Raw genomic sequence first — 15,413 nt, 5'->3', positions numbered from 1 at the left:
TGGTGCCGGCGGCCTGCCGGCCCGGATGGGGCCGACAGGCCTGGAAGATTCTACCAGCGGTAGTGGGCGAAGGCCTTGTTGGACTCCGCCATCTTGTGGGTGTCCTCGCGGCGCTTCACGGCGGCACCGAGACCGTTGGACGCGTCCAGGATCTCGTTCTGCAGACGCTCGGTCATGGTGTTCTCACGGCGGATCTTGGAGTAGCCGACGAGCCAGCGCAGGGACAGCGCCTGGGCGCGGCCCGGCTTGACCTCGACGGGCACCTGGTAGGTGGCGCCGCCGACGCGGCGGGACTTCACCTCGAGGGCCGGCTTGACGTTCTCCAGGGCCTTCTTGAGGGTGGCGACCGGGTCGGCGCCGGACTTCGCCCGGACGCCCTCGAGGGCGCCGTAGACGATGCGCTCGGCGGTGGACTTCTTGCCGTCCTGGAGGACCTTGTTGATCAGCTGCGTGACGACCGGGGAGCTGTAGACCGGGTCGACGACGAGCGGGCGCTTGGGAGCGGGACCCTTACGAGGCATTACTTCTTCTCCTTCTTGGCGCCGTAACGGGAACGGGCCTGCTGGCGGCCCTTGACACCCTGGGTGTCGAGCGCGCCGCGGACGATCTTGTAGCGGACACCGGGGAGGTCCTTCACGCGACCGCCGCGGACGAGCACGATGGAGTGCTCCTGGAGGTTGTGGCCCTCACCGGGGATGTAGGCCGTGACCTCGACGCCGCCGTTGAGCTTCACGCGGGCGACCTTGCGCAGCGCGGAGTTCGGCTTCTTCGGCGTGGTGGTGTACACGCGGGTGCACACACCGCGCTTCATGGGGCTGCCCTTGAGTGCGGGCGCCTTGGTCTTGACGACCTTCGGGGTCCGGCCCTTGCGGACCAGCTGCTGGATTGTAGGCACAGTGTCTCCTGATCGGACGGGACGCGTCAGCGGCCCGCTGGGTGTTCGGCTCCCCGCTCCCGGCCGGGGCCTGGTGCGGGTGCGGCGCTCGGTGTGGGCCCGGCGGGCGGGCACCACGGTCGCCGCGCCGAAGGTAGCTGGGCAGACGAAAAGGATGGCATTTTGGTACACACCGCGTACCAGAGGACCGAGTCCGTTCTGCCATGATTTCTCCGGCCTCCAGGGGCGGCGGGCGCCGAGGGATGACCGTTCAATTCCTCGACAGCCTATCAGACGCCGGCCGGGGCGGGAAAACGCGGGCCCGCCCGTCCGGCCGGCGCGGTCCCGGCGTACGGTCAGCGCCCGGTCGCGGCGAGGTCGGCGGAGATCCGCCGGGCGCACTCGAGCAGTGGCGGCACGACGTCGTCCACCGGGTCCCCGGCGCTCGCCCCGGGCATCCCCACGCGCATGGAGACGTTCACGGCCGCGACCACGCGGCCGGTGCCGTCGGTCACCGGGGCGGCGACCGAGCGCAGCCCCACCTCGAGCTCCTGGTCCACGAGGGCCCACCCCTGGGCGCGCACCTGCCGCAGGTCCGCCTCGAGGGCGGCGCGGTCGGTGAGGGTGTGGGCGGTCAGCCGCTCGATGCGCGCCGTGCGGAAGTACCCGGCGAGCTGCTCCGCGTCCAGCGCGGCGAGCAGGACCCGGCCCATGGACGTGGCGTGGGCGGGGAAACGGGTGCCCACGGCGATCGCCACGGTCATGATCCGGTGCGTGGAGACCCGGGCCACGTAGACGATGTCGGAGCCGTCCAGCACGGAGGCGGACGTGGACTCCTCGACCTGCGCCGAGAGCGTCTCGAGGTGCGGGGCGGCCAGGGCCGGCAGCGACAGCGAGGAGAGGTAGGAGTAGCCGAGCTGGAGGACCATGGGGGTGAGCTCGAAGAGGCGCCCGTCGGTCCGGACGTAGCCCAGCTCCTCGAGGGTGAGCAGGAACCGGCGTGCGGTGGCGCGGGTGAGCCCGGTGCGCCGGGCCACGTCGCTGAGGGTCATCCGGGGGTGCCGGGCGTCGAAGGCCGTGATCACGCCGAGCCCGCGCGCCAGCGACTGCACGAACTGTCCCGGGCTGCTCCGCTCCCCCGCCGGGGCGGTGGGGTCCTGCTCGGTCATCGGTGGCCTCCTGTGGGCCTCGTCCGGGGGCGCGGCGGCCGGTGCCGGCCGCCGCTCCCCCCGGGTCGGTGCGGTGCTCAGCGGGCGGGCCGCAGCGGGACGTCGACGATCTGCCGGAGCTCCTCAAAGCTCGTCCCGAAGGTCTCGCGCACCGAGACGCCGTCCTCCTCGATGAGGAACACGGCCTGGTCGGTGTAGATCCGCGAGACGCAGCCCACGCCGGTGAGCGGCATGGTGCACTGCTCCACGAGCTTCGACTGCCCCTTCTTGGTCTGCAGGGACATCATCACGAACGTCATCTTCGCACCGGTGGCCAGGTCCATGGCCCCGCCCACCGCGGGGATCGCGTCCGGCTTGCCCGTGTGCCAGTTGGCGAGGTTGCCCTTCCGGTCCACCTGGAACGCGCCGAGCACGCAGCAGTCGAGGTGCCCGCCGCGCATCATGGCGAAGGAGTCCGCGTGGTGGAAGTACGAGCAGCCCGGCGTCTCGACCACGGGGATCTTGCCCGCGTTGATGAGGTCGGCGTCGACCTCGTCGCCGTGGGCCTCGGGGCCCATGCCGAGCATGCCGTTCTCGGTGTGCAGGGTGACGTCGTCCTCGGCGGTCAGGTAGTTGGAGACCAGGGTCGGCTGGCCGATGCCGAGGTTGACGTAGGAGCCGGCCGGGATGTCGCGGGCCACCAGGCGGGCCAGCTCCTCCGGGGCGAGCGGGGTCTCGGACGTCATGGGCACGACGTCCACGGTGTTCTCGCTCATGTCAGAGCTCCTCTCGGGGGTCGGTCTGGGCCGGCGCGTCGATCCGCACGACGGTGTCCACGTAGATGCCCGGGGTCACGACGACCTCGGGGTCCAGCCCGCCGCGCTCCACGAGCTCCGCGACCTGCACGATGGAGGTGGCGGCCGCGGCGGCCATGATGGGGCCGAAGTTGCGCGCCGTCTTGCGGTACACGAGGTTGCCCGCCCGGTCCGCGACGTGCGCCTTGGTCAGGGCGAAGTCGGCCTTGATGGGATGCTCCAGGACGTAGTGGCGGCCGTCGATCTCGCGGACCTCCTTGCCCTCGGCGAGCGGGGTGCCGTAGCCGGTGGGGGTGAAGAACGCCCCGATGCCGGCGCCGGCGGCGCGGATGCGCTCGGCGAGGTTGCCCTGGGGGACGACCTCGAGCTCGATCTGCCCGGCCCGGTACTTCTCGTCGAAGTGCCACGAGTCGGACTGGCGCGGGAAGGAGCAGATGATCTTCTGCACGCGCCCCAGCTGGATCAGCCGGGCCAGGCCCACGTCGCCGTTGCCGGCGTTGTTGTTCACGACCGTCAGGTCGGTGGCGCCGTGGTCGATCAGCGCGTCGATGAGCTCGACGGGCTGGCCGGCCACGCCGAAGCCGCCGATCATGACGGTCGCGCCGTCGTGGATCGGGGCCACGGCCTGCGCGCAGCTGTCTGCGATGTTCAGCATGCGTTGTGCCTCTCTTCGGTGGTCTTCTTCGCCCGGGTCCCTCGCGGGTCTCAGGCGTTCTCGTTCTCGAGCACGACGGCGAGGCCCTGGCCCACGCCGATGCAGATGGCCGCGACGCCCCAGCGCTGCCCGGAGGCCTGCAGGGACCGCGCGAGCGTGCCGAGGATGCGGGTCCCGGAGGCCCCGAGGGGGTGGCCGATGGCGATGGCGCCGCCGTGCCGGTTGACGATTCCCGGGTCGATCCCCCAGGCGTCGACGCACGCGAGGGACTGAGCGGCGAAGGCCTCGTTGAGCTCGACGGCGGCGACGTCGTCCCAGCCGATCCCGGCGCGCCGCAGGGCGAGGTTCGCGGCCTCGACCGGGGCGAAGCCGAAGAACTGCGGCTCGTTGGCGGCCGCGCCCCGGCCGGCGATGCGGGCGAGGGGCTGCAGGCCGGTCAGCTCGGCGGCCTTCTCGGAGCCCAGCAGGGCGGCGGAGGCGCCGTCGTTGAGCGGCGAGGCGTTGCCGGCGGTGACGGTGCCGCCCTGCTCCGCCGAGCGGAAGACGGTCCTGAGCCCGCCCAGCTTCTCGACGGTCGAGGACGCGCGGACTGACTCGTCCTGGGTCAGCTCGGTGCCGGGGACCTGGACGGTGAGGTCCGCGTAGAAGCCCTCGTCCCAGGCCTGCTGGGTGAGCTGGTGGGAGCGGTGCGCGAACTCGTCCATGCGGTCGCGGGTGATGCCGTGCCGCTCGGCGAGCTGCTCGGTGGCCTCCCCCAGGGACACGGTCCACGCGGAGTTCATGCTCGGGTTGACGAGCCGCCAGCCCAGCGTGGTGGAGGCCAGGGTCATGTCGCCGGCCGGGTAGGGTTTCTCCGTCTTCGGGAGCACCCAGGGGGCCCGGCTCATGGACTCGACGCCGCCGACGAGCATCACGTCGGCCTCGCCCGCGGCGATCTGCCGGGACGCGATGATCGCCGCGTCCAGGGAGGAGCCGCACAGCCGGTTGACGGTGGTGCCGGGCAGCTCCACGGGGAGCCCGGCCAGCAGCGTGGCCATGCGGGCGACGTTGCGGTTCTCCTCGCCGGCGCCGTTGGCGTTGCCGAGCACGACCTCGTCGATCGCGGCGGGGTCCAGCGCGGATGCGCGCCGGAGCTGCTCGCCGACCACGAGGGCGGCCAGGTCGTCGGGGCGCACGCCCGCCAGGGCGCCGCCGAAGCGGCCGAAGGGCGTGCGGACGGCGTCGTAGATGTAGGCCTGGGTCATGGTGTTCCTCACTTGCGTCGTTGCAGGTCGGTCACGGGGGTCGGGGTCCCGGGGTCTCGGGGTGGTGGGGCGTCGGTCACGGGGCGCGACCGGCACGGGGGCGCGGCGCGGGGCCGCGCAGGACTCAGGCGCCCTCGGCGTCGAGGGCGTCGAGGACCTGCTTGGCGTGCTTGAAGGCGTTGTTGGCCGAGGGCACGGAGAGGTAGATCGCCGACTGCAGCAGGATCTCCTTGATCTCGTCCCGCTCCAGGCCGTTGCGCAGGGCGGCGCGGACGTGCATCTCGAACTCCTCCCAGTGCCCGGCGGCGATCAGCGCGGTCAGGGTGACGGCGCTGCGCATCCGCCGGTCCAGTCCCGGCCGGGTCCAGATCTCGCCCCACGCGTAGCGGGAGATGAAGTCCTGGAACTCGGCGGTGAAGGCGTCCTTGCCGGCCTCGGCGCGGTCCACGTGGGCGTCGGAGAGCACCTCGCGGCGCACCGCCATGCCGTCCGCGTGCGCCTCCTGCTCGGTGCGCCGGGGGTTGCTGCTCATGCTCGTGCTCCTTCGGGGGTCGTGGTCGTCGTGGGGGCCTGCCGGCCGAAGTGCTCGTCCAGCAGCCGCGCCACGTCCTGCGGGGCCTCGGCGGGCACCAGGTGGCCGGCGCCCTCGACGACGACGAGACGCCCGCCGGTCGCCTCCGCGAGCCGCGCCACCGACTCCGGCGGCGTCGCGACGTCGTGCGCGCCCACCACGGCGAGCACGGGGACGTCGGCCGGGGCGGGCTCCGCGTGCGCGTCGAAGGCGGCGAGGGCCTCGCAGGCCCGGGCGTAGGAGAACCGGTCCGCGCCCTGCAGGTCGTGCAGCAGGGCCGTGGTGGTGGCCGCGTCCCGCTCGATGAAGCCCGGGGCGAACCACCGCTGCGCGGAGCCCACGACCTGGGTGGGGGTGCCGGCCGCGGCCACGAGCTCGGCACGCTGCGCCCAGGCACCGGGCTCCCCCACCCGGGCGGCGGTGCCGACCAGCGCGGCGGCGCGGACCCGCTCCGGGGCGTCGAGGAGCAGCTGCTGCCCCACGCACCCGCCGATCGAGCAGCCCGCGTAGAAGAACGGTCGTTCGATCTCGGCCCTGGGCGCCGCGCGGTGGCGGTCCACGGCCGTCAGCACCGCCCGGGCGAGCTCGGCCACGGTGAACGGCTCGTCGGTGGGTGCGGAGGCGCCGTGCCCGGGCAGGTCCCAGCCCAGCACCCGCACGTCGGCCCCGAGCCGCCGGGCCACGCCCGACCAGAGCGACGTCACGGACGTGCCCAGCGAGGGGCCGAGCACCAGCAGCGGGGCCTGCGCGGACGGTGCCGGCCGGTCGGCGAACTCGACGAGGGTGAGGACGGGGACGCTCATGCGGTGCTCCTGGCGCTGGTCCCGGCGTACCCGCCGGACGTGGTCGAAGGATCGTTCGCCGACCGGTCGTGCCGCTCGAGCACCCGGTCGATCAGCAGGTCGTTGGCGCCGAGGTAGCCGGCGGGGTCGAGCAGCCGGGTCACGACCCCCCGGTCCACGGGGGTGCCGTCCGCCAGGAGGGTGCCCGCGGCGAGGCCCTCGAGGGCGTCGAGCATGCCCTGCCGGTCGCTCGCGTGCTCGCGCACGACCGCCTGGACCTGCTGCTTCCCCGTGGCGCCGTCGGCGGCGGGCGGCAGCAGCGGCGCGAGCGCCGCGCTGATCCGCTCGGCGAGCACGGCGGGCCCGGACGCGTCCAGGTTGGCCCGCATCCGGGCGAGGTCCACGGTCAGGCCCGCCGTGAGCTCGGCCGCGTGCGACGACGCCGCCACGGCGAGCCGGGCCAGCTCCCGCAGCGCCGGCCACTCCGTGTGCCACGCGCCGTCGGGGCGCTCGTCGACGTACTGGGCGGCGGCGAGGTGGAGCTGGGCGACGAGCTGGGGCGCGGTCAGGGCGGTGCGCTTGAGCAGCACGGAGAGCACCGGGTTCTGCTTCTGGGGCATCGCGGAGGACACGCCGCGCCCCTCAGCGGCCGGTTCGCGCAGCTCGCCGAGCTCGGGGCGGGAGAGGAGCAGCACGTCGTTGGCGATCCGGCCCAGGGCCGCGCAGACGGCGGCCAGGGTCTCCGCGGTGCGCAGGACCGGCCGCCTGCTGGTGTGCCACACGTGCGCCGGCATGCTCAGCCCCAGCTCGCCGGCCCAGCGGCGGGCGAGCTCGACGGCCTGCTCGGCGGCGTCGGGCGTGCCGGGGAAGAGCGCGATGCTCCCGGCGAGGGTGCCGGCGGCCCCGCCCCAGGACACCGGCAGCCGGGTGAGCCCGGCGAGGTCCGCCTCGAGGTCCTGCAGTCCGGCGAGCCAGCCGGCGGCCTTGAGGCCGAAGGTGGTGGGCAGCGCGTGCTGCGTCAGGGTGCGGGCGGCCTGGAGGGTGCCGCGGTGGGTCTGCGCCAGCCGGGCCAGGGCGTCCGCGGTGCCGCACAGCTGCCGTCCCAGGGGCTCGGCGGCGCGCCGGACCAGGAGCATCATGGCGGTGTCCATGACGTCCTGGCTGGTCAGGCCGCGGTGCACGAAGCGCACGGCGTCGGGGTCGAGCTCCCCCAGCCGGCGCCGGTAGTCGGCGAGGAGCGGGATGACCGGGTTGCCGCCGCCCTCGGCGCGCCGGGCGATGTCCCCGGCGTCGTAGTCGGCGGCGCGGGCGGCCGCGCGGGCGGACTCCGCGGCGGCGCGGGGGGCGAGCCCGGCGTCCGCCTGCGCGGCGACCCAGGCGGCCTCGACGTCGAGCAGCGCCTGGAGCACGGCGGTGTCGTCCGTGTGCGCGTCGCCCCGGTGGGCCCCGGGGCGGAGCAGCCCGGCGTCGGTCATGCGCGTCCTCCTTCGGTGGTCGTCCGGTCGTGCGTCGTGGTCGGCGGTGCCGTGCGGGAGCCCCGGCCGGGGCTCCCGCACGGGCGGGTCACTGCTCGAGGTTCGGGTAGGTGAGGAAGACGGTCTCGTCCTGGCCCTGCATGCGGACGTCGAAGCGCAGGGAGCCGTCGGCCTCGCGCTCGGCGATCAGCGTGCGGCGCCGGTCCTCGGGCAGCGAGCCCAGCAGCGGGTCGTTCGCCAGCGCCTCGGTGTCCTCCGGCAGGTAGATGCGGGTGAACAGCCGGTTGAGCAGGCCGCGGGCGAAGACCGTCAGCGTGATGAACGGCGCCTTGCCGGGCTCGGTCGGCCCCGGGTCCACGGTGGTGAAGGTGTAGTGGCCCTCGTTGTCCACGGACGCGCGGCCGAAGCCGGTGAAGGTCCAGCCGTCGCGCACGAGCGAGCCGGTCGCGGTGGGCACGTCGCCGTTGCCGTCGGCCTGCCAGATCTCGAGCATCGCGTCCGGCACGTGCTCGCCGTGGCCGTCGGTGACCGTGCCGTGCAGGCGCACCGCCTGCGGGTGCCCGAGCGGCACGAGCAGCTCGCCCTTGTCGTAGGGCAGCGCGTAGCCGAAGAACGGCCCGATGGTCTGGCCGGGGGTGGCCGGGAGCCTGCGGTTCGCCGGGGTCTCAGACATTGGAGTCGCCTTCCGTCCAGGTGCGGTTCGAGCCGCTGAGCACGATGTCCCACGTGTAGCCGAGCAGCCACTCGTGCTCCGAGGTGTCGTGGTCGTACCGGGCCACGAGCCGTTCGCGGGCCTTCGGGTCCACGATGGACTGGAAGATCGGGTCCAGGGCGAACAGCGGGTCGGAGGGGAAGTACATCTGGGTGATCATCCGCTGGGTGAAGTCCGTGCCGAACAGCGAGAAGTGCACGTGCGCGGGCCGCCAGGCGTTGTGGTGGTTCTTCCAGGGGTACGGTCCGGGCTTGATGGTGACGAACTCATAGGAGCCGTCGTCGCCGGTCAGGCACCGGCCCACGCCCGTGAAGTTCGGGTCGATGGGCGCGGGGTGCTGGTCCCGCTTGTGGATGTAGCGCCCGGCCGCGTTGGCCTGCCAGATCTCCACGAGCTGGTTCCGCACGGGCCGGCCGTCGCCGTCGAGGACCCGGCCGCGGATCTTGATCCGCTCGCCGATGGGCTCCCCGCCCGACTGGATGGTCAGGTCCGACTCGAGCCGGTGCACGTCCCGCTCGCCGAAGGCGGGGGCGTGCAGCTCGATGGTCTCGGGGTCCGCGTGGTGCAGGTCCTTGGTGGGGTGCCGCAGGATCGAGCTGCGGTAGGGCGCGTAGTCCAGGCGCGGCTGCGTCTCGGTGCGCCCCGACGCCGCGTAGTCCTCGGCGACCTGCGCCATCTCGCGGTCGAGGTCGGCCTGCGTGTCGGCCGCGTCGTCGGGTCCCTTCGGGGTGAGGTGCACGAAGGCCTCCCCCGTCCCCTGGTCCTGGTCGGTCATGGTTCAGCTCCTTTGTCGCGAGGTGGCTGCCGCACCGGCGGGCGTCGCGCCCGCCGTGATCGGCGCCTGCGCGGAGAACTCTCCGAGGCTAGCGCATCCGGTGCAGCATTCGCACATGTGTTCGTTGTGCGAACTTATTCTGGGGTCACAGTCGACGGGCGCGGCCGTCAGCGGTCGTCGGGCCAGCCCGTGTAGGACTCCGCGAAGTAGGCGGCCCCGCGCGCCGAGCCGGTGATGGCCTTGAACTCGCCGTGCCGGCGCTTCTGGTTGAAGGGGTTCTCCCCCGGCTGGGTGTGCATGAGCTGGGTGGCCCAGTAGGAGAAGTTCTGGGCCTTCCAGACGCGCTCCAGCGCCGTGGCCGAGTACCCGGCCAGCCCGGAGTCGTCGCCGGAGCGGAAGAACTCCACGAGCGCCGGGGCGAGCACGCGAACGTCGCAGAACGCCAGGTTCAGGCCCTTGGCCCCGGTCGGGGGCACCGTGTGGCCGGCGTCGCCCACGAGGAACAGGTTGCCGTGGCGCAGGGGCTCGCAGACGTAGGAGCGGAACTTCAGCACCGTCTTGTCGAAGATGGGCCCCTCCTGGAGCCGCAGGCCGTCGGGGCCCGCGACGCGGCGCTGGAGCTCGGCCCAGATCCGCTCCTCGTCCCAGTCGTCGACGTCCTCGTCCGGGTCGCACTGGAAGTACATCCGCTGGACGGTGTCGCTGCGCTGGGAGACGAGGGCGAAGCCGTGCTCGGAGTTCGCGTAGATGAGCTCCGGGGCGCTCGGCGGGGCCTCGGCGAGGATCCCGAACCAGGCGAAGGGGTACTCGATGAAGTTGTCGGTGCGCTCCTGCTCGGGGATCGCGCGGCGGCAGATGCTCTGCGAGCCGTCGGCGCCCACGAGGACCTCGCAGCGGATCTCGAAGTCCTCGCCCGCGGCGTCGGTGAAGCGGATGCCCGGCCGGTCGGTGGTCAGGTCCAGGACCTCGGTGCCGGTGACCGACCAGCGCACGTCCCCGCCGTCGCGCTCGCGGGCCTCGGCCAGGTCCAGGAACACCTCGTTCTGCGGGTAGAGCCACACGGACTCGCCGACGAGCTCCTTGAAGTCGATGCGGTGGCTCTCGCCCTGGAAGCGCAGCACGGTGCCCTCGTGCTCGTGGCCCTCGGTGAGCACGCGCCCGTCGACGCCCTCCTCGACCAGCATCCGCACGGTCGGGGCCTCGAGGATGCCGGCCCGGTGGGTGGCGTGGATGGTGTCCTTGTCGCGCTTCTCGACGACGATGCTGTCGATGCCGGCGCGGCCGAGCAGGTGGGCGAGCATCAGCCCGGCCGGGCCGCCGCCCACGATGCCGACCTGGGTGCTGAGAACGGTGCGCTGTGCGCTCATGAGTGCTCCTGGTGATACGACGGGAATCGTGTCCAGTGTCCCAGCGGGCTGTGGGCGGCACCACAGTCTTCCCGTTGAACGGGACGGGAGCGGCGGCGGGGCGGCGGGTCCGGCGGCGCGGCCGGTTCGGCGGCGCGGCCGGTTCGGCGGCGCGGCCGGTTCGGCGGCGCGGTCGGTTCAGCGGGAGGCGTCCCGCAGCGTCCGGCGGATGCCGTGCGCGGCGGTGTGCAGCGCCTGGACGATCGCGCCGGCGCGCGCGGCGGGGTCGCCCGCGGGGGTGATGACGCCCAGGCCCGCCACCACCTGGTCGCCGCGGCCCCGCACGGGCACGGCGATGCCCGCCGTCCCCGCCTCGAGGTAGCCGGTCTGCAGGGCGTGGCCCGCGCCGCGGATCCGCTCGAGCTCCGCGGCCAGCAGCCCGGGGTCCGTCGGGGAGAGCTCGGTGAACGCGTCGAGGGGGCCCCGGAGGTACTCCTCCCGGTACTCCTGCGGCGCGTGCGCCAGCAGGACCAGGCCCGTGGCCGAGAGGTGCAGGGGCAGCCGGCCCGCGACCTCGGCGCGCACGGGCACCGCCCGGGGGTGCGAGAGCCGCTCCACGAGCAGCACCTCGCGGCCCTCCACGATGCCGAGCTGCACGTGCTGGCGCAGCACCGCGTGGATGTCGCCCATGAACGGGCGGGCGGCGCGCGCCAGCCCGAGCTCGCGCGAGGAGCGGTTGGCCAGCTCCCACAGCCGGGTGCCGATCACGTAGTGCCCGCCCTCCACCCGCTCGAGCCAGCCCTGGCGGGCCATGTCCCGGGCCAGCCGGTGCGCGGTGGCCGTGGGCAGGCCGGTGAGGGCCGCGATCCGGCCCCCCGTCAGCCGGGAGTTCTCGGCGGTGAACGCCGCGAGGATCCGGTCCGCCCGCTCGAGCACGGACTCCCCGGTGGGTGAGTTCGCCATGGTGGCTCCTGACGCTCCTTCCTGGTCCCCGGCCGTGCACCGCGGACGTGTGCCGCGGCCCGCCGCGGGACGGGGACAGCCCCGCCCCGGAAGACGGGTCTTCCGGAACGGGGCTGCCTGGTGATCACGGGAGTGACCACGTCCTGTCGGGGGACGCCGACCTCAGTTGGAGCCGAAGTCGTAGTCCTCCAGCGGGATCGCCTGGAACTCGGCGGGCGAGGAGTTCTCCTCCGCGTAGCTGAAGTCCGAGAACGAGCCCGGCTCCGTGAACAGCGAGGCCTTCGCCTCGTCCGTCGGCTCCACGTCGATGTTGTTGTACCGCGCGAGCCCGGTGCCGGCCGGGATCAGCTTGCCGATGATCACGTTCTCCTTGAGGCCCACCAGCGGGTCGGACTTGCCCTCCATGGCCGCCTGCGTGAGCACGCGGGTGGTCTCCTGGAAGGACGCGGCCGACAGCCACGAGTCGGTGGCCAGCGAGGCCTTCGTGATGCCCATCAGCTCCGGCCGGCCCGCGGCCGGGCGGCTGCTCTCGGCCACGGCCTTGCGGTTGGCCTCCAGGAAGCGGACGTTCTCCACGAGCTCGCCCGGCAGCAGGTCCGTCTCGCCGGACTCGATGATCGTCACGCGGCGCAGCATCTGCCGCACGATGACCTCCACGTGCTTGTCGTGGATGCCCACGCCCTGGGAGCGGTACACGCGCTGCACCTCGTCCACGAGGTGCTTCTGCGCCTGCCGCGGTCCGCGGATGCGCAGCACCTCCTTGGGGTCCACGGCGCCCGAGACCAGCTGCTGGCCGACCTCGACGTGGTCGCCCTCGGTCACGAGCAGCTTCGCGCGGCGCAGCACCGGGTACCCGATCGCCTCGTCCCCGTTGTCCGGGGTCACGACGAGCTTGAGGGCCTTCTCGGTGTCCTCGATGCTGACCCGCCCGGCGACCTCCGAGATCGGCGCGACGCCCTTGGGAGTGCGGGCCTCGAAGAGCTCCTGGATGCGGGGCAGACCCTGGGTGATGTCGCCGTCCGAGGACGCCACGCCACCGGTGTGGAAGGTGCGCATCGTCAGCTGCGTGCCGGGTTCACCGATCGACTGCGCGGCGATGATGCCCACGGCCTCGCCGATGTCCACCAGCTGGTTGGAGGCCAGCGAGCGGCCGTAGCACGCCGCGCACACGCCCACCGCGGACTCGCAGGTCAGCACGGAGCGCACGCGCACCGTGTCGGCCCCGCCCGCGAAGAGGGCGCTGATGAGCGCGTCGGAGAGGTCCGTGCCGGCCTCGGCCAGGATCTCGCCGTTGGCGTCCACCACGTCCACCGCGAGCACGCGGCCGTGCACCGTGTTCTCGATGTCCTCGTGCAGCACCCGGGCACCGGACTCCTGCACGTCGGCGAGCGGCAGGTTCAGGCCGCGCTCCGTCATGCAGTCCGCCTCCCGCACGATGACGTCCTGGGAGACGTCCACGAGACGACGGGTCAGGTAGCCCGAGTTCGCCGTGCGCAGCGCGGTGTCGGCCAGGCCCTTGCGGGCACCGTGGGTCGCGATGAAGTACTCCAGCACCGACAGGCCCTCCCGGTAGGAGGACTTGATCGGGCGGGGCATGATCTCGCCCTTCGGGTTGGACACGAGCCCGCGGATGCCGGCGATCTGGCGGACCTGCATCCAGTTGCCTCGGGCGCCGGAGGACACCATCCGGTTGATGGTGTTCAGCGGCGAGAGGTTCGCCTGCATGGCCTGGGCGACCTCGTCGGTGGCCTTCGTCCAGATGTCGATGAGCTCCGAGCGACGCTCGTCGTCGTCGATCAGACCGCGGTCGTACTGGCCCTGGATCTTCGCGGCCTGCGCCTCGTAGCCCTCCATGATGGCGGGCTTCTCCGGCGGGGTCGCGATGTCCGAGATGGCCACGGTCACGCCCGAGCGGGCCGCCCAGTGGAACCCGGCGTCCTTGAGCTCGTCGAGGGTGTGCGCCACGGTCACCATCGGGTACCGCTCCGCGAGGTCGTTGACCAGCGCGGACAGGTGCTTCTTGTCCGCGACGGCCTCGTCCCAGGGGTAGTCCTCGGGCAGCGTCTCGTTGAACAGCACGCGGCCCAGCGTGGTCTCCACGACCACGGGCGAGCCCGGCTCCCAGCCCTCGGGGGCCTCCCAGCCCTCGAACGGCACGAAGTCGTCCAGCTCGATCCGGCACAGCGCGTTGAGGTGCAGCTTCCCGGCGTCGTGGGCCATGATCGCCTCGGCCACCGAGGAGAACGCGCGGCCCTCCCCCTCCTCGCCCTCGCGGACGGTGGTGAGGTGGTACAGCCCGATGATCATGTCCTGCGAGGGCAGGGCGATCGGCTTGCCGTCCGAGGGCTTCAGGATGTTGTTCGAGGACAGCATCAGGATGCGCGCCTCGGCCTGGGCCTCCGGGGACAGGGGCAGGTGCACGGCCATCTGGTCGCCGTCGAAGTCGGCGTTGAACGCGCCGCACACGAGCGGGTGGAGCTGGATGGCCTTGCCCTCGACGAGCTGCGGCTCGAACGCCTGGATGCCCAGGCGGTGCAGGGTGGGGGCACGGTTGAGCAGCACGGGGTGCTCGGTGATGACCTCCTCGAGCACGTCCCACACCTGGGGGCGGTAGCGCTCGACCATGCGCTTGGCCGACTTGATGTTCTGCGCGTGGTTGAGGTCCACGAGCCGCTTCATCACGAACGGCTTGAACAGCTCGAGCGCCATCTGCTTGGGCAGACCGCACTGGTGCAGCTTCAGCTGCGGGCCGACCACGATGACCGAGCGGCCGGAGTAGTCCACGCGCTTGCCGAGGAGGTTCTGCCGGAAGCGGCCCTGCTTGCCCTTGAGCATGTCGGACAGCGACTTCAGCGCACGGTTGCCCGGCCCGGTGACCGGGCGGCCGCGGCGGCCGTTGTCGAACAGCGAGTCCACGGCCTCCTGCAGCATCCGCTTCTCGTTGTTGACGATGATCTCCGGGGCGCCCAGGTCGAGCAGGCGCTTGAGCCGGTTGTTGCGGTTGATCACGCGCCGGTAGAGGTCGTTGAGGTCCGAGGTGGCGAAGCGGCCGCCGTCGAGCTGGACCATCGGGCGCAGCTCCGGCGGGATCACCGGGACGGCGTCCAGGACCATGCCCAGCGGGGAGTTGTCCGTGGTCAGGAACGCGTTGACGACCTTGAGCCGCTTCAGGGCGCGGGTCTTGCGCTGGCCCTTGCCGGTGGCGATGGTCTCCCGCAGGGACTCGGCCTCGGCCTCGAGGTCGAAGGTCTCGAGGCGCTTCTTGATCGCCTCGGCGCCCATCGAGCCCTCGAAGTACATCCCGTAGCGGTCCACCATGACGCGGTAGAGCGCCTCGTCGCCCTCGAGGTCGTTGACCTTGAGGTTCTTGAAGCGGTCCCAGACCTGCTCGAGGCGGTCGATCTCCAGGTTGGCGCGCTTGCGCACGTTGGCCATCTGGCGGTCGGCGGAGTCGCGGAGCTTGCGCTTCTCCGCGGCCTTGCCGCCCTCCTCCTCGACCCGGCCGAGCTCGGTCTCGAGGTCGCGGGCGATCGCGGCGATGTCGGAGTCGCGGGTGGACTCCATCTGCGCCTTCTCGCGGTCCACGGCGGCCTGCAGGTTGGGCAGGTCGTCGTGGCGGGCGTCCTCGTCCACGGACGTGATCATGTACGCCGCGAAGTAGATGACCTTCTCCAGGTCCTTCGGGGCGAGGTCCAGCAGGTAGCCCAGCCGCGAGGGCACGCCCTTGAAGTACCAGATGTGGGTCACGGGAGCGGCGAGCTCGATGTGGCCCATGCGCTCACGGCGCACCTTGGCACGGGTGACCTCCACGCCGCAGCGCTCGCAGATGATGCCCTTGTAGCGCACGCGCTTGTACTTGCCGCAGTAGCACTCCCAGTCCCGGGTGGGACCGAAGATCTTCTCGCAGAACAGGCCGTCCTTCTCGGGCTTGAGCGTGCGGTAGTTGATGGTCTCCGGCTTCTTGACCTCGCCGTAGGACCAGGTCCGGATGTCCTCCGCGGTCGCAAGACCGATCCGCATGAGGCCTAGTGAAGATTCGTTGGACATGAGGGT

Annotated in this window: 14 protein-coding genes; all 14 read right to left on the bottom strand. The window is 72.5% G+C overall.

The window, feature by feature from the left end; all coding sequences use genetic code 11:
- Positions 1–50 precede the first annotated feature (50 nt).
- Entirely contained in the window at positions 51–521 is a 471-nt protein-coding gene (gene rpsG, locus AVL61_RS01175; protein WP_017833292.1) for a 30S ribosomal protein S7, read from the bottom strand.
- Positions 521–895: a 30S ribosomal protein S12 gene (gene rpsL, locus AVL61_RS01170; protein ID WP_017833291.1), complete on the bottom strand. Its 375-nt coding sequence runs from the start codon at positions 893–895 to the stop codon at positions 521–523. The genes rpsG and rpsL overlap by 1 nt, the downstream gene beginning before the upstream one ends.
- Positions 896–1,230: 335 nt before the next feature.
- Complete coding sequence (locus AVL61_RS01165) at positions 1,231–2,043, bottom strand: IclR family transcriptional regulator domain-containing protein (RefSeq protein WP_058872525.1); 813 nt, start codon at positions 2,041–2,043, stop codon at positions 1,231–1,233.
- Positions 2,044–2,120: 77 nt separating this feature from the next.
- The gene (locus AVL61_RS01160; RefSeq protein ID WP_058872524.1) at positions 2,121–2,798 is read right to left on the bottom strand and encodes a 3-oxoacid CoA-transferase subunit B; all 678 of its coding nucleotides are present in this window, start codon (positions 2,796–2,798) and stop codon (positions 2,121–2,123) included.
- A 1-nt stretch (position 2,799) separates the two neighbouring features.
- On the bottom strand, positions 2,800–3,492 hold the full coding sequence (locus tag AVL61_RS01155) for a 3-oxoacid CoA-transferase subunit A (RefSeq protein WP_058872523.1): 693 nt from the start codon (positions 3,490–3,492) through the stop codon (positions 2,800–2,802).
- Positions 3,493–3,542: 50 nt separating this feature from the next.
- Positions 3,543–4,736 (bottom strand): thiolase family protein, encoded by a 1,194-nt coding sequence (locus tag AVL61_RS01150; protein WP_058872522.1) that lies wholly within the window; start codon positions 4,734–4,736, stop codon positions 3,543–3,545.
- A 124-nt stretch (positions 4,737–4,860) separates the two neighbouring features.
- Positions 4,861–5,268: a 4-carboxymuconolactone decarboxylase gene (gene pcaC, locus AVL61_RS17705; RefSeq protein ID WP_058872521.1), complete on the bottom strand. Its 408-nt coding sequence runs from the start codon at positions 5,266–5,268 to the stop codon at positions 4,861–4,863.
- Positions 5,265–6,110, bottom strand: a complete 846-nt coding sequence (locus tag AVL61_RS17245; protein ID WP_157571240.1) for an alpha/beta fold hydrolase — start codon at positions 6,108–6,110, stop codon at positions 5,265–5,267. The genes pcaC and AVL61_RS17245 overlap by 4 nt, the downstream gene beginning before the upstream one ends.
- A complete protein-coding gene (locus AVL61_RS01135) occupies positions 6,107–7,564 on the bottom strand; it encodes a lyase family protein (RefSeq protein WP_058872520.1) in 1,458 nt (485 codons plus the stop codon). Before AVL61_RS01135 ends, AVL61_RS17245 begins: the two co-directional genes overlap by 4 nt.
- 88 nt (positions 7,565–7,652) lie before the next feature.
- Complete coding sequence (gene pcaG / locus AVL61_RS01130; RefSeq protein ID WP_058872519.1) at positions 7,653–8,237, bottom strand: protocatechuate 3,4-dioxygenase subunit alpha; 585 nt, start codon at positions 8,235–8,237, stop codon at positions 7,653–7,655.
- Positions 8,230–9,051, bottom strand: coding sequence for a protocatechuate 3,4-dioxygenase subunit beta (pcaH, locus tag AVL61_RS01125; RefSeq protein WP_058872518.1), 822 nt, complete (start codon positions 9,049–9,051; stop codon positions 8,230–8,232). Before pcaH ends, pcaG begins: the two co-directional genes overlap by 8 nt.
- Before the next feature lie 167 nt (positions 9,052–9,218).
- Positions 9,219–10,418, bottom strand: coding sequence for a 4-hydroxybenzoate 3-monooxygenase (locus AVL61_RS01120; RefSeq protein ID WP_058872517.1), 1,200 nt, complete (start codon positions 10,416–10,418; stop codon positions 9,219–9,221).
- Positions 10,419–10,595: 177 nt separating this feature from the next.
- The gene (locus tag AVL61_RS01115) at positions 10,596–11,360 is read right to left on the bottom strand and encodes an IclR family transcriptional regulator (protein WP_058872516.1); all 765 of its coding nucleotides are present in this window, start codon (positions 11,358–11,360) and stop codon (positions 10,596–10,598) included.
- 162 nt (positions 11,361–11,522) lie between these two features.
- On the bottom strand, positions 11,523–15,407 hold the full coding sequence (locus AVL61_RS01110) for a DNA-directed RNA polymerase subunit beta' (RefSeq protein WP_058872515.1): 3,885 nt from the start codon (positions 15,405–15,407) through the stop codon (positions 11,523–11,525).
- Positions 15,408–15,413: the final 6 nt, after the last annotated feature.

This window comes from Kocuria rosea subsp. polaris (genome assembly GCF_001483755.1).
Classification (GTDB): Bacteria; Actinomycetota; Actinomycetes; order Actinomycetales; family Micrococcaceae; genus Kocuria; species Kocuria cellulosilytica.
This window is presented reverse-complemented; position numbering and strand designations above follow the sequence as displayed.

Coding starts and splice junctions, on each gene's coding strand:
- AVL61_RS01120 (WP_058872517.1), bottom strand. CDS start 10,418: ATGAGCGCACAGCGCACCGTTCTCAGCACCCAGGTCGGCATCGTGGGC.
- AVL61_RS01115 (WP_058872516.1), bottom strand. CDS start 11,360: ATGGCGAACTCACCCACCGGGGAGTCCGTGCTCGAGCGGGCGGACCGG.
- pcaG (WP_058872519.1), bottom strand. CDS start 8,237: ATGTCTGAGACCCCGGCGAACCGCAGGCTCCCGGCCACCCCCGGCCAG.
- rpsG (WP_017833292.1), bottom strand. CDS start 521: ATGCCTCGTAAGGGTCCCGCTCCCAAGCGCCCGCTCGTCGTCGACCCG.
- AVL61_RS17245 (WP_157571240.1), bottom strand. CDS start 6,110: ATGAGCGTCCCCGTCCTCACCCTCGTCGAGTTCGCCGACCGGCCGGCA.
- AVL61_RS01110 (WP_058872515.1), bottom strand. CDS start 15,407: ATGTCCAACGAATCTTCACTAGGCCTCATGCGGATCGGTCTTGCGACC.
- AVL61_RS01160 (WP_058872524.1), bottom strand. CDS start 2,798: ATGAGCGAGAACACCGTGGACGTCGTGCCCATGACGTCCGAGACCCCG.
- AVL61_RS01135 (WP_058872520.1), bottom strand. CDS start 7,564: ATGACCGACGCCGGGCTGCTCCGCCCCGGGGCCCACCGGGGCGACGCG.
- AVL61_RS01155 (WP_058872523.1), bottom strand. CDS start 3,492: ATGCTGAACATCGCAGACAGCTGCGCGCAGGCCGTGGCCCCGATCCAC.
- pcaC (WP_058872521.1), bottom strand. CDS start 5,268: ATGAGCAGCAACCCCCGGCGCACCGAGCAGGAGGCGCACGCGGACGGC.
- AVL61_RS01165 (WP_058872525.1), bottom strand. CDS start 2,043: ATGACCGAGCAGGACCCCACCGCCCCGGCGGGGGAGCGGAGCAGCCCG.
- pcaH (WP_058872518.1), bottom strand. CDS start 9,051: ATGACCGACCAGGACCAGGGGACGGGGGAGGCCTTCGTGCACCTCACC.
- AVL61_RS01150 (WP_058872522.1), bottom strand. CDS start 4,736: ATGACCCAGGCCTACATCTACGACGCCGTCCGCACGCCCTTCGGCCGC.